At 61.8% G+C, this 12,035-nt stretch carries 11 protein-coding genes; 6 read left to right on the forward strand and 5 right to left on the reverse strand.

Translation table 11 applies throughout. The features are described 5' to 3' along the window. The first annotated feature begins 301 nt into the window (after positions 1 to 301). The 4 genes from KW841_RS15845 (at position 302) to KW841_RS15860 (ending at position 4,425) form a co-directional block, all read left to right on the forward strand. On the forward strand, positions 302 to 1,405 hold the full coding sequence (locus KW841_RS15845) for an extracellular solute-binding protein (protein WP_007978499.1): 1,104 nt from the start codon (positions 302 to 304) through the stop codon (positions 1,403 to 1,405). Positions 1,406 to 1,597: 192 nt separating this feature from the next. Next, the gene (locus KW841_RS15850) at positions 1,598 to 2,506 is read left to right on the forward strand and encodes an ABC transporter permease (protein ID WP_007978497.1); all 909 of its coding nucleotides are present in this window, start codon (positions 1,598 to 1,600) and stop codon (positions 2,504 to 2,506) included. Then, positions 2,503 to 3,351 carry an ABC transporter permease gene (locus tag KW841_RS15855; RefSeq protein ID WP_007978496.1) on the forward strand — a complete coding sequence of 283 codons (849 nt, stop codon included), beginning with the start codon at positions 2,503 to 2,505 and terminating at the stop codon, positions 3,349 to 3,351. The genes KW841_RS15850 and KW841_RS15855 overlap by 4 nt, the downstream gene beginning before the upstream one ends. Positions 3,352 to 3,369: 18 nt before the next feature. Further along, positions 3,370 to 4,425, forward strand: a complete 1,056-nt coding sequence (locus KW841_RS15860; RefSeq protein WP_102675244.1) for an ABC transporter ATP-binding protein — start codon at positions 3,370 to 3,372, stop codon at positions 4,423 to 4,425. 130 nt (positions 4,426 to 4,555) lie between these two features. On the opposite strand, the gene KW841_RS15865 is transcribed toward KW841_RS15860, so the two are convergent. After that, on the reverse strand, positions 4,556 to 5,485 hold the full coding sequence (locus KW841_RS15865; protein ID WP_007978490.1) for an AraC family transcriptional regulator: 930 nt from the start codon (positions 5,483 to 5,485) through the stop codon (positions 4,556 to 4,558). A 363-nt stretch (positions 5,486 to 5,848) separates the two neighbouring features. On the opposite strand from KW841_RS15865, the gene KW841_RS15870 reads away from it, so the two are divergent. Beyond that, positions 5,849 to 6,202 (forward strand): putative quinol monooxygenase, encoded by a 354-nt coding sequence (locus tag KW841_RS15870; RefSeq protein ID WP_218477830.1) that lies wholly within the window; start codon positions 5,849 to 5,851, stop codon positions 6,200 to 6,202. Positions 6,203 to 6,243: 41 nt separating this feature from the next. Beyond that, positions 6,244 to 6,474 carry a hypothetical protein gene (locus KW841_RS15875; RefSeq protein WP_218477832.1) on the forward strand — a complete coding sequence of 77 codons (231 nt, stop codon included), beginning with the start codon at positions 6,244 to 6,246 and terminating at the stop codon, positions 6,472 to 6,474. Here the strand turns inward: KW841_RS15875 and KW841_RS15880 are convergent, their stop codons facing one another. The 4 genes from KW841_RS15880 to KW841_RS15895 all read right to left on the reverse strand — a co-directional run bounded on the left by KW841_RS15880 (position 6,475) and on the right by KW841_RS15895 (position 12,026). Next, positions 6,475 to 7,104 carry a flavin reductase family protein gene (locus KW841_RS15880; RefSeq protein WP_218477834.1) on the reverse strand — a complete coding sequence of 210 codons (630 nt, stop codon included), beginning with the start codon at positions 7,102 to 7,104 and terminating at the stop codon, positions 6,475 to 6,477. 208 nt (positions 7,105 to 7,312) lie between these two features. Further along, a complete protein-coding gene (locus tag KW841_RS15885) occupies positions 7,313 to 8,632 on the reverse strand; it encodes an MFS transporter (protein WP_218477836.1) in 1,320 nt (439 codons plus the stop codon). 299 nt (positions 8,633 to 8,931) lie between these two features. Then, positions 8,932 to 10,266, reverse strand: coding sequence for a sigma-54 dependent transcriptional regulator (locus KW841_RS15890; protein WP_218477838.1), 1,335 nt, complete (start codon positions 10,264 to 10,266; stop codon positions 8,932 to 8,934). Continuing rightward, positions 10,260 to 12,026: an ATP-binding protein gene (locus KW841_RS15895; protein ID WP_218477839.1), complete on the reverse strand. Its 1,767-nt coding sequence runs from the start codon at positions 12,024 to 12,026 to the stop codon at positions 10,260 to 10,262. The genes KW841_RS15890 and KW841_RS15895 overlap by 7 nt, the downstream gene beginning before the upstream one ends. Positions 12,027 to 12,035: the final 9 nt, after the last annotated feature.

Genomic DNA, 12,035 nt, shown 5'->3' on the forward strand with positions numbered 1-12,035 from the left:
CGAGCCTGCTCGCGATGGACGTCAACGATAACGCGGGGTACCTGAATGAGCGCGGTGCCCTTGCGTCCATCGCGAGCAGGCTCGCTCCTACAGAAAAGCCATCCGCATGCCCCGAAAGAAGGCATGCGTTGGCGTCATGGCTTCAATGAGTTTTTATCGATAGTCAGCTGTTTTGCACAACCTCAGGATGAACTCGCTGGCTCAGCCAAGCCCCGAAAATACGAGGGCTAACGCTGATCCGGTCGCGCGGATGCAACAGTTTCGACCTGCCTTATACCTACAAAAACAAAGGGAGTCCGTAATGGGCGAGCATGATCTGAACAGACGTCAATTTATCAAGACCGTGGGCGTAGCCTCGGTTGCAGCGGCAGCCATGAGCATGCCGTTCATCAAGGCCAATGCCAGCGACACACGTTTTGCCGGCAAGACCCTGCGCTTGCTGACCTGGTCCGATGACACCGGCCTGGCTGCACTGCGCAATATCGCCGCGACGTTCGAAGACAAGTACGGCTGCAAGGTCATCGCTGACCGCACCGGCAGTACCTCGGAAATGGTCGCCAAACTCAAGGCCGGCGGTGATCGTCCGCAGTACGACATCATCACCCTGGCAGGCGTCGGCGCCGAAGGTCTGGCCGCCGCCAACCTGCTGGAAAAACCCGACCTCAACCGCATTCCCAACCTGGTCGATGTACCGGAGAAGTACCGCACCGGCGCCAATGGCCACGGTATCGGTTACTTGCTGTGGTGCAACAGCCTGGTCTACAGCACCCGCACCCAGAAAGAAGCTCCGACCAGCTACGCCTCCCTGTGGGATGCCGACGCGGCGCCGAACATCTTCCTGCCGCCGCCGAACTGGACCGAGGCCATGGACCTGATCATCATCGCCGCCAAACTGGCCGGTGGTGACGAGCACAACATTGAACCGGGCTTCAAGAAACTCGCCGAGCTGAAAGATCGTGTGGTGACCCTGGGTGAAAACCCGAACCAGATCGCCGAACTGTTCCGCACCGGCTCCCTGGACATGGGTGGCCTGTACGCACCGGCGTTCTTCCCGAAACAGATCCGCGATCCGAACTACGGTCTGGGCGCGACCTTTGGCATGAAGGAAGGTTTCTACACCGACCTGATGCTCTCGGTGATGCCGAAGAACCGTCCGGGCGATACCGACATGGCCTATGCCTTCATCAACCACTCCCTGGACCCATTGGTGCAGGGCAAGATGGCTGAAGACATCTACAACGGCCCGGTCAACGCCAAGGCGATCATCTCCGCCGAAGCGCGCAAGAGCCCGTACATCCTCACGCCGGAGCAGATTGCCGAGAAGGCGATCATGCACGACAACGCCTTCCTGGCGACTGTGCATGACCAATGGATTCGTCGTTACACGGAAATCTTTTCTTCCTGATCGAGTGACGAGCACAAGTCTTTAGAACACTGCAAAACACTGTGGGAGCGGGCTTGCCCGCGATGACGGCCGACCTGTCGACGATGATGTGACTGACAGACCGCCATCGCTGGCAAGCCAGCTCCCACAAGGTGCGGGGTGGTTTTGAGACCTGTGTCTGTCAGCTGCTTTCCATTGACGAGACCCTTTGCTATGGAACACCAACCTCTGACCCATCCGGTGAGTGCCGCCCCCGTGCGCGCCGCTCGGGGTGTTTCGCCAACGACGCGCGCCTGGTTTTTCCTCACGCCGTCGATGCTGTTTCTTGGCGTACTGATTGCCGCGAGCCTGCTGGTACTGCGCATGAGCGTGGGCACCAAAGGCGCGGAATGGTCCGGGTTCAGCCTGGCCAGCTACGCCCAGTTGCTGGAACCCTACTACCTCAAATCCCTGATGCTGACCCTGCGCCTGGCGCTGATCAGCGCGGTGATCGCCGTGATTCTGGCGATCCCGGTGGCCTACACCATGTCGCGCCTGACCTCGCCGTTCGTGCGACGGATTTTCCTGGCGGCGGTGTTGCTGCCGTTGCTGGTCAACCTGCTGCTGCAAAGCTACGGCTGGCTGGTGATCCTCGGCCCAGGCGGCATGCTCAACCAGACCCTGATGGGCCTGGGCCTGATCAAGCGCCCGATCATGCTGTTGTACAACCAGAACGGCGTGTTGATGGGCCTGGTGCAAACCGCCTTCCCGCTGGCCGTGTTGCCGATCGCCAGCGCCATGCGCGGCGTCGCCCGCAGCTACGAAGAAGCCGCGGCCACCCTCGGCGCCAGTCGCTTCCAGGTGTTCCGCCAGGTGGTATTGCCGATGAGTCTGCCGGGGATCATTACCGGTGCGACCCTGGTGTTCGCCTACAACGCCAGCAGTTTCGTGGTGCCCTTGCTGCTTGGTGGCCGGCGCGTGCCGATGCTGGCGGTGATGGTGCATGACCAGATCGCCCCGCTGATGAACTGGCCCGCCGCGTCCGCTGCCGGTGTGGTGCTGATCGTCACCACACTCGCGATCATGACTCTGTCCGAATACATCACTGGCCGTCGTCGGCGCATGCTGGAGGCTTCCCAATGAGTACCCTGACCAAGAAACGTTATGGGCTGTTGCCTGGCGAGACCGGCAAGTTCGCCGGCATCCTCTCGGGCTTCATCCTGCTGTTGGCGGTGCTGCCGATCCTGACCATGATCGTGATGTCGTTCAGCGGCGCGTCGAATCTCGACTTCCCGCCGAGCAGCTACAGCCTGCAATGGTACAAGGCCGCCTGGCACACCTTCGTGTCGCCGGACGCCAGCGATGTGCTGAGCCTCGGCCAGGCCATGAGCACCAGCCTGCTGGTGTCGTGCCTGACCATGATTTTCGCCACGATCATCGCAGTGCCGGCGGCCTACGCGCTGACCCGTTGCGAGTTCCGCGGCAAGGCCGTGGCCCTGCAACTGATGTCGTTGCCGCTGGTGTTCCCGATGGTGGTGTTGGGTCTGGCATTGCTGCTGGTGTTCGACAGCCTGCCGTTCCACATGACGACCTCGCGCCTGGTGATTGCCCACGTGATCCTGGCACTGCCGTTCGTGGTGAAGAACTGCACGGCGGCGATGCTCTCCATCGGCAGCGAAGTCGAGGAGGCCGCGCAGATGCTCGGTGCTTCACCGCTGCGGGCGATTGTCGATGTGGTGGTGCCGTTGATGAAGTCGGGGATCCTGGCGGGCATGCTGCTGGCGTTCATCGTCTCGTTCAACGAATTCACCGTGACTTACTTCCTCTACACCATCGATGTGATGACCGTGCCGATCTGGATGTACAGCCGCACCGTGTCTTCGCTCGATCCAACCGTATTTTCGTTTGCCGTGCTGATCGTGCTGATCGACTTCGTCCTGATCTGGGCGCTGGAGAAGCTGGTTGGTGAAGGTGGCGTTTCGTTCTGATTTCTTGAGGTACTTCAAATGTCTGGTCTGATTCTGGAAAACGTCGAGAAACATTACGGCTCGGCCTGCGCGGTAACCGATGTGAACCTGCATTTGCCCGAGGGCAAACTGGTGTGTTTCCTCGGCCCTTCGGGCTGTGGCAAAACCACGCTGCTGCGCATGATTGCCGGCCTTGAAACCCTGACTGGCGGCGAGATCCGCCTGGACGGTGAAGACATCGGCCACACCCCGGCGCACCTGCGCAACTTCGGCATGGTGTTCCAGTCCCTGGCGCTGTTCCCGCACATGACCGTGGGCGAGAACATCGCCTATCCGCTGAAACTGCGCGGAGTCAGCAAGGCTGACCAGCAGGCGCGGGTGGTGGAGTTGCTGGAACTGATTCAGTTGCAGCAGATGATTGATCGTCCGGTGGCCAAGCTGTCCGGCGGGCAACGCCAGCGCGTGGCGATTGCCCGGGCGATTGCCAACCACCCGAAAATCCTCCTGCTCGACGAACCGTTGTCGGCGCTGGACGCCAAGCTGCGCGAATCGATGCAGGTGGAAATCCGTCAACTGCAACAGCGCCTGAACATCACCACCATCATGGTGACCCACGACCAGCGCGAGGCCATGACCATGGCCGATATCGTGGTCGTGCTGGGTGAACATCGGGTGCAGCAGGTCGGCACGCCGATTGAAATCTACCGGCACCCGGCCAACGAGTTCGTCGCGGACTTCATCGGTTCGGGCAACATCTTCCCGGCCACGGCGCTGGGCAACGGCAAGGTCAGCCTGCCGGGCGGCGATGCGCTGCAAGTGCCGATCTGCACGAGCGTTGCGGCAGGGGAAAAAGTGAAGATGCTGATTCGTCCGGAAGACCTGCAACTGTCGGCGCCGCAGGCGACGGCGGGCAACCGCCTGCTGGGCAAGGTGACCTTCGTGCGCGATATCGGCGCGACCATCGAGACCACGGTTGAGTGTTCCGGGGTTTCGTTTACCGCGCTGAGCACGCCGTGCCAGGGTTTTGGCCTGAGCGTCGGCCATCCGGTGTCGGTGACCTTGCCGGCGGAGGCTTGCCGGGTACTTGGGGCCTGATCCCTGTTTGACGCTGTTTGTACTGGCCTCATCGCGAGCAAGCTCGCTCCCACATTGGACGGTGTACGCTGGACCCTGTGGGAGCGAGCTTGCTCGCGATGAGGCCAGTACTGCTTGCAAAGAAACAAGCTCAAACAGATAGCCGCAACCGCGCCAGATCCCGCAACGGCGGCGCGCCGAACAACCGGCTGTACTCCCGGCTGAACTGCGAAGGGCTTTCATACCCGACGCGATACCCCGCCGCCGAAGCTTCCAGCCCTTCGGCCAGCATCAACCGCCGTGCTTCCTGCAGGCGCAACTGCTTCTGATACTGCAACGGACTCATCGCCGTCATCGCCTTGAAGCGGTGATGCAGGGTCGACACGCTCAGGTTCACTTCCTTCGCCAGATCATCGATGCGCAACGGCTGTTCGAAATTGCCATTGAGCCATTTGATCGCCTGGCTGACGCGATGGCTCTGACTGTTGGCGATGGCGATTTCGTACAGTCGATGCCCTTGCTTGCTGCGCAACAGTCGATAGAGGATCTCCCGGCGAATCAGCGGCGCGAGCATGGCGATGTCTTTCGGCGTGTCCAGTAGCCGTGCCAGGCGCAGCACGGCATCCAGCATGGCGGTGTCGAGCCGCTCGACATACAGCCCGCGCCCGGTCGGCCGGGAGGGCACGCCGAGGGGGCCGGCGTCGGCGATCAGCGCGGTGATTTCCGCCGGATCGATGTCCAGGCGCAGGGCCAGGATCGGTTCTTCGGCCGAGACATCCACCACCCGTCCACTGAGCGGCATCGAGACCGAGACCACCAGGTAGTTCAACGGGTCGTAGTTGAAGTACTCGTTGGCCAACTGAACTTCCTTGCGCCCCTGGGCCATGATGCACAGTGCCGGTTGCGCCAGCACCGGGGCAAACTCGTGGGACTGGCTGTGGCGGGACATGAACAGCGAGCCGATGGCCGTGGCATAACTGCCATCTTCGGCGGTGTTACGGCGGATGATCGCCGCCAGTTCCGCGCGCTGCTTTTCCATGTCGGTGTCCAGCGGGGCTTGAAAGTGATCGAGCGACGTCATGCGCGGCATCCTCGGCAGGCATGGAGGGAATGGAGCAGAGCATAAGTTTGTGCAAGTGGCAGCGGTAGACACATCCTGCCGGATGCTTGCCTGATTCTGCCGGGGGTGACTTCCATGCCAGTGCATCAAAGGCAGTCCCTGCCACCCACCAACCCCTGTAGGAGCTGCCGAAGGCTGCGATCTTTTGATTTTGTTTTCAAGATCAAAAGATCGCAGCCTTCGGCAGCTCCTACAGGAAGTTTCGCAGGATTGTGCAATGCACCGGCAGGAATCGACTAACGAGACAGGCGTCGCGGCACTTAACCTTTGATCCTGTCGCAGCCCGTCCCACGGCTGCCACGCGACTCCCCGGGAGGGTTGAACATGTCTAAGCAGATCCCCGTCAGTCATATGGCCTTCGTTCGGGCGCGCGCCGGGCGCTCGGCGGAACTCGGTGTGCGCCTCAGCGCCCTGATCGAACCGTCCCGCGCAGCACCGGGCTGCCTGAGCTTTAGCCTGCAGCACTCGCAGTGCGATCCGGAACTGTGGCTGGTGTCCGGTTTCTGGAGCGATCAACAGGCCATGACCGCCTACTTCAGCACGCCGGCGATGGAGATTTTTGCCGAGCTGGTGCAGGAACTGGTAGTCAACAGTCTGGATTTCCATACTTTCAAGGAGGTGTCGGCGGCGCAGGCCCTCGGTCAGTCCGGACTGACGGTACACAAACTGGCCGGTTGAGGGTTTAATGACGGCATTCTCAACCAGCCAGGATTCGCGACATGGCACGTAAAGCCTTTGATCACTTCGAAGCTGTTTCCGCTGTAGTACCGGGCGAGGGGGGCTACCACGCCGCTATCGCCGTCAAAGCGCTGGGTGGTGCCGGCGCCCCGCGGTTTCACAAAGTGCTGGAAGGCCAGACCTTCAAGACGGCCCACGAGGCCGATGATGCGGCCGCCAAAGAGCTGACCCGCCTCAAGGACGTCAAGGAAAACACCGACCTGCTCTGGTGATCACTTCACCGCCCCCGGGCGGTACATCTTGAACAACGCCTCAGGCCCCAGCTGGAAATAATCCGCCGGCCCGCCGCCGCGCAGAATCGGTTCTGCCGCGGCGGTGTCGTATACCCCATCCTTCAACAGCCATTTGGCGATATGCACGGCGACGACTTCGCCGAGGATCAGCCAGCTCGGCACCACATTGCCGTCCGCCCGCTGCAACTGAATGATCTGCGTGACCTTGCACTCGAAGGACACCGGGCTTTCGGCCACCCGTGGCACCTGAATGACCTTCGAGGCAACGGTCGTCAGGCCGGCCAGTTCGAACTCGTTGACCTCAGGCCTGACCATGGCGCTGCTCTGGTTCATCTGCTCGGCCAGCGATCGGGTGGCCAGGTTCCAGGCGAACTCACCGGTCTGTTCGATGTTGTTCAGGCTGTCTTTGCGTCCGACGCTGGAAAAACCAATGATCGGCGGGATGTAGTTGAAGGCGTTGAAGAAGCTGTAGGGCGCAAGGTTCAAGCGGCCCTCGGCATTCTGTGAAGAGATCCAGCCGATGGGGCGCGGGCCGACGATGGCGTTGAACGGATCGTGGGGCAGGCCGTGGCCGTTGGCGGGTTCGTAGAAGTGGATGTCGTCGGGCATTGGGTGGAATTTCCAGAGCTGGCGGGGAGACGTGCATGGTGCAAGCACGCGCCGCAGATTTCCAGTCCGACCTTCCCCCTGTAGGAACGAACAAGCTCGCTCCCACATTGGACCGCATTCCTCCAAGGGTACGCGGTCAACCTGTGGGAGCGAGCCTGCTCGCGAAGGGGGCTTGGCAGTCACCCTTGCGGTAACTGCCTGACGTCTGTCAGTCAGTGACAATCCGCGAATGTTTGCGGGTGTCTTTCATGGTGATGTACACCAGCAACGACACGGCAATGCACGCAGTCACGTACCAGTAGTAACCCGTCTCCATGCCGATGCTCTTGAACCACAGCGCGATGTATTCAGCGGTGCCGCCGAAGATCGAAACGGTCAGTGCGTACGGCAGACCCACGCCCAGGGCGCGGATTTCGGTCGGGAACAGTTCGGCTTTCACCACGGCGTTGATCGAGGTGTAGCCACTGACGATGATCAGCGCCGCCATGATCAGGAAGAACGCGCCCCACCAGGTGGTGATGGTGTGCAGGGTGGTGAGGATCGGCACGGTGAACAGGGTGCCCAGGATGCCGAAGGCAATCAGGATCGGCCGGCGACCGATTTTATCCGACAGCCCGCCGACGATCGGTTGCAGGCACATGAACAGGAACAGCGTGGCGGCGGAAATGGTGGTGGAGTCGGAAATGCTCATGCCGACAGTGTTCACCAGGTATTTCTGCATGTAGGTGGTGTAGGTGTAGAACGCCAGGGTACCGCCCATGGTCAGGCCGACCACGGTCATCAGTTCCTTGGGGTGACGCATCAAGGTGCGCATCGCGCTTTCCTTGGCCTTTTCCTTCTTGGTGAAGGACTCGGTTTCTTCCATGCCGCGACGCAGGTACAACGCCACCACGGCACACAGCGCGCCGATGGCGAACGGGATGCGCCAGCCCCAGGCGTACAGCTCTTCGGTGGTCAGCAGTTGTTGCAGCACGATCAACACCGCCAGGGCGATGAGCTGGCCGGAGATCAGGGTCACGTACTGGAAGCTGGAGTAGAAGCCGCGACGTTCCTTGGTCGCCATTTCGCTGAGGTAAGTGGCGGAGGTGCCGTATTCGCCACCCACCGACAGGCCTTGCAGCAAGCGCGCGAACACCAGCAGGATCGGCGCACCGATGCCGATGACTTCATAACTCGGGCTCAGGGCGATCAGCAGCGAACCGAAGCACATCAGGTACACCGAGGCCATCAGGGCCTTTTTGCGCCCGACCTTGTCGGCATACAGCCCCATCAGCCAGCCACCGATCGGACGCATCAGGAAGCCTACGGCGAAGATCGCGGCGGTGTTGAGCAGTTGGGCGGTGGTGTCGCCCTTGGGGAAGAACGTCTTGGCGAAGTACAGGGAGAAGGCGGCGTAGACGTACCAGTCGTACCACTCGACCATGTTGCCGACGGAGCCGCTGAAGATCGATTTGATGCGGCTGGACGTGGTTCTTTCTTTGGCCGGCACGGCAGCTGGCCCAAGCGGCAGGGAGTTGGAGTTATCCATTGAAGGATCCTTCGTTTAATTGTTTTTGTGGAGCGCGTTTAAACGCAGCCTGCAGGGGCTATAGCAGGAGCTGTGCCAAGGGGGAGAGGGCCGGTTTAGAGGGATGGTGGTGTTTTAGTGAGCGGAAATCCGCTTATTTGTGGCGGGTGATGAGCGGAAATTTGCTTACCTGGGAGGGGTATTTGTATTGCCTTTGCCGGCCTCTTCGCGAGCAAGCCCGCTCCCACAATGATCGGCGTACACAGACCCACTGTGGGAGCGAGCTTGCTCGCGATGGGGCCAGGACAGACACTGCAAACTCAGATCTCTTGCAGGAACATCTCCCGGCTCAACCCATGCCGCTGCATCTTTTCATTGAAGGTCCGCCGCGGCAGTTGCAGCTCTTCAAGCACCGCCTTGACGTCACCCTTGTGCCGGGTCAATGCCGCGCGCAGGCACTGTGCTTCAAAGGCCTCCTGCTGCGCCGCCAGCGACTGACCGGGCTCGATCCCTGCCGGTACAGGCTCACCAAGCCCCAACACCTGACGCTCGGCGACGTTCGCCAGTTCGCGCACATTGCCCGGCCAGTCGTGGCTCAGCAGGTGACTCAACTGCGCACCGCTCAACGGTGGGAATTTACGTCCCAGCCGTTCGGCGGCGTTTTGCGCGAAGGATTCGAACAGCAGCGGGATGTCTTCACGGCGTTCGCGCAAGGGCGGCAGGCGTAGTTCAGCGACGTTCAAGCGATAGGCCAGGTCTTCGCGAAAACGTCCGGCCCGCGCTTCGTCGAGCAGGTCCGGTTTGGTCGCGGCAATGATGCGCAAATCCACGCGAATGCTCTGGTTCGAACCCAGTCGCTCGAGCTTTTGCTCTTGCAACACCCGCAGCAATTTCACCTGTTGGGCCAGCGGCATGCTTTCGATTTCATCGAGAAACAGCGTGCCACCGTCGGCGTATTCGAGTTTACCGATGCGCTTGCCGGATGCCCCGGTGAACGCACCGCTCTCGTGACCGAACAGTTCGGCCTCGAACAGCTGCTCGGGGATGGCCGCGCAATTGAGTGCGACAAAGGGCTTGTCGGCTCGCGGCCCAAAGTCATGCAGGCAGCGTGCGACTAGTTCCTTGCCGCTACCGGTTTCCCCGCGAATCAGCACGTTCACTGGCAGGGCTGCCAGGTCCAGCACCTGCCGACGCAGGGTTTGCAGGCCACGGGACACGCCGAGCAGCGTGGCATCGAGTTTGGCGCGGTTGTCCGCCTGCTCGTGCAGTGCGCGGTTTTCCAGCACCAGCCGGCGTTTGTCGAGGGCGCGGCGCAGGCTGCCGAGCAGGGTTTCCGGGCTGAAGGGCTTTTCGAGGAAGTCGTAGGCGCCATCGCGCATGGCCTCGACGGCCATCGGTACGTCGCCGTGGCCGGTCAACAGGATCACCGGCAAATCGGCATCCCGGCGTTGCACCTCGGCCAGCAGTTCCAGGCCGGTCATGCCGGGCATGCGCACATCGCTGAGAATCACCCCGGCAAAGTGCCTGGGCAATTGCGCCAGGCATTCATCGGCGCGGCTGAACAACTGCACCTCGAAACCCGACAGGCTCAACCATTGCTCGACGGCACTGCGGATGCTGCTTTCGTCGTCGACCACCATCACTGAGTTCAGCATGGTTCATGCACCTCCTGGTCGATGGGCAAGGTCAGGGTAAACACGGCACCCTTGTCATGATTGCCGGCACTCAGGCGCCCGCCGGATTCGTGAACGATGGCAAACGATACGGCCAAACCGATGCCCAGGCCATCGCCCACCGGTTTGGTGGTGAAGAACGGATCGAAGACCTTGGGCAGGTTCTCTTCGGCGATACCGCCACCGTTGTCGATCACGCTCAGGCGCCACAATTGTTCGTCGGCTTCGAGGCGGATTTCCAGGCGTTTGCAGGGTTTGTCCTGCATCGCATCGAGGGCGTTGCGCAACAGGTTGATCAGCACCTGTTCCAGGCGAATCGCATCGCCGCGCACCCAGGCCGGGCGGGTCAGGTGCAACACGGTGCTGACCTGTTCGTCGCGCAGCCGGGTGTCGAGCAGTTGCAGCGACTGGTCCACCACCGCCGCCAGGTCCAGGCGTTCGCGCAAACCGCTGGGGCTTTTGCGGGCGAAGGTTTTCAGGTGGCCGGTGAGGGCCGCCATGCGCGTGAGCATTTCATCCACCGGTTTGAGCGCCTTGTAGGCGTCGTCGACCCGGCCGTGGTCGAGCAGCAGGCGCAAGGTCGCCAACTGCATGCGCTGGGCGGTGAGCGGCTGGTTGATCTCATGGGCCAGGGCGGCGGACATCTGCCCCAGCGCCGCGAGTTTGGCCGACTGCACCAGGCCCTCCTGGGCGGTGCGCAGATCGCGGGTACGCTCTTCCACCAATTGTTCGAGTTCTTCTCGGCTGCGCTGGCGCAGCCTGGCCAGGCGCCAGCGCTGATTGAGAAACAGCAGCAGGAACACCAGGGTCAGCCACAACCCGGCAGCAGCGAGGGCGGCATTGCGGCTGTCTTCGAAGGCGACTTGCGGGCGCCGCAGCAGATGCAGGGTCCAGCCCTCGGCACTCAGCGGCAGGGATTCCCACAGGTAATCCGCCTTGCCGTCCGGGCCATCGACCCGAGCCAGGTCACTGTTGTCGTCGAAACGCCGCAACGATTGAAACTCCAGCGGCGTCAGCGGCTGCTTGTCGTACTGGCGGGTGGCCTTGAGTTCGGCGTGATCGCTGTCGCTCAGCGGCTTGAGCAGGCGATAGCGCCAGCCCGGCTGGTTGGCGATGAAGATGATCCCGCGCGCGTCGCTGACCAACAGCGTGTCGCTGCCCTGGCGCCACTCGCGTTCCAGTTCGGGAAATTCCAGTTTCACCACCATGGCGCCGAGGAACTGCCCGTCGTCATCGCTGACCGCGCTGGAGAGGAAGTAGCCGGGAATCCCGCTGGTCACACCTACCGCGTAAAAACGCCCGGTGCCCTGGGTGCGGGTCTGGTTGAAATAGGGGCGGAAACCGTAGTTGTGGCCGACATAACTGCTGGGCAAACGCCAGTTGCTCGCCGCCACGGCGAGGCCGGTGCGATCGAGCAATTCCAGGGTCGAGGATTCGGCGGCGCCGTTGATCTTTTCCAGTTTGCGGTTCAACGCATCCTGCTGCCCGGGACTCACCGCCCCCTTGAGCGCCGAGCGCAACTCCGGGTCCAGCGCCAGCACGGCGGGCAGGGCGCGGTAACGTTCGATCAGGGTATGCAGCGACGTGGCATAGAGCGCCAGTTGCTGATTGGCTCGGGCGGCGTCTTCGACCATTGACTGGCGCACGGCGTGGCGCATGGCCAGGGTCGCGGCGATGGCGGCGCCGGCGATGATCAACAGGATGTACAGCGACAAACGCACGTTACGGGAAATCGGCAGCATGCTGGCACA

The organism is Pseudomonas sp. PDM28, assembly GCF_019219115.1.
GTDB classification, from domain to species: Bacteria; Pseudomonadota; Gammaproteobacteria; order Pseudomonadales; family Pseudomonadaceae; genus Aquipseudomonas; species Aquipseudomonas laurylsulfatiphila.

What these genes read in the sequence shown, in the direction of transcription:
- KW841_RS15895 (WP_218477839.1), bottom strand. Translation starts at nt 12,026, where the DNA reads ATGCTGCCGATTTCCCGTAACGTGCGTTTGTCGCTGTACATCCTGTTG.
- KW841_RS15860 (WP_102675244.1), top strand. Translation starts at nt 3,370, where the DNA reads ATGTCTGGTCTGATTCTGGAAAACGTCGAGAAACATTACGGCTCGGCC.
- KW841_RS15890 (WP_218477838.1), bottom strand. Translation starts at nt 10,266, where the DNA reads ATGCTGAACTCAGTGATGGTGGTCGACGACGAAAGCAGCATCCGCAGT.
- KW841_RS15880 (WP_218477834.1), bottom strand. Translation starts at nt 7,104, where the DNA reads ATGCCCGACGACATCCACTTCTACGAACCCGCCAACGGCCACGGCCTG.
- KW841_RS15865 (WP_007978490.1), bottom strand. Translation starts at nt 5,485, where the DNA reads ATGACGTCGCTCGATCACTTTCAAGCCCCGCTGGACACCGACATGGAA.
- KW841_RS15875 (WP_218477832.1), top strand. Translation starts at nt 6,244, where the DNA reads ATGGCACGTAAAGCCTTTGATCACTTCGAAGCTGTTTCCGCTGTAGTA.
- KW841_RS15850 (WP_007978497.1), top strand. Translation starts at nt 1,598, where the DNA reads ATGGAACACCAACCTCTGACCCATCCGGTGAGTGCCGCCCCCGTGCGC.
- KW841_RS15855 (WP_007978496.1), top strand. Translation starts at nt 2,503, where the DNA reads ATGAGTACCCTGACCAAGAAACGTTATGGGCTGTTGCCTGGCGAGACC.
- KW841_RS15845 (WP_007978499.1), top strand. Translation starts at nt 302, where the DNA reads ATGGGCGAGCATGATCTGAACAGACGTCAATTTATCAAGACCGTGGGC.
- KW841_RS15870 (WP_218477830.1), top strand. Translation starts at nt 5,849, where the DNA reads ATGTCTAAGCAGATCCCCGTCAGTCATATGGCCTTCGTTCGGGCGCGC.
- KW841_RS15885 (WP_218477836.1), bottom strand. Translation starts at nt 8,632, where the DNA reads ATGGATAACTCCAACTCCCTGCCGCTTGGGCCAGCTGCCGTGCCGGCC.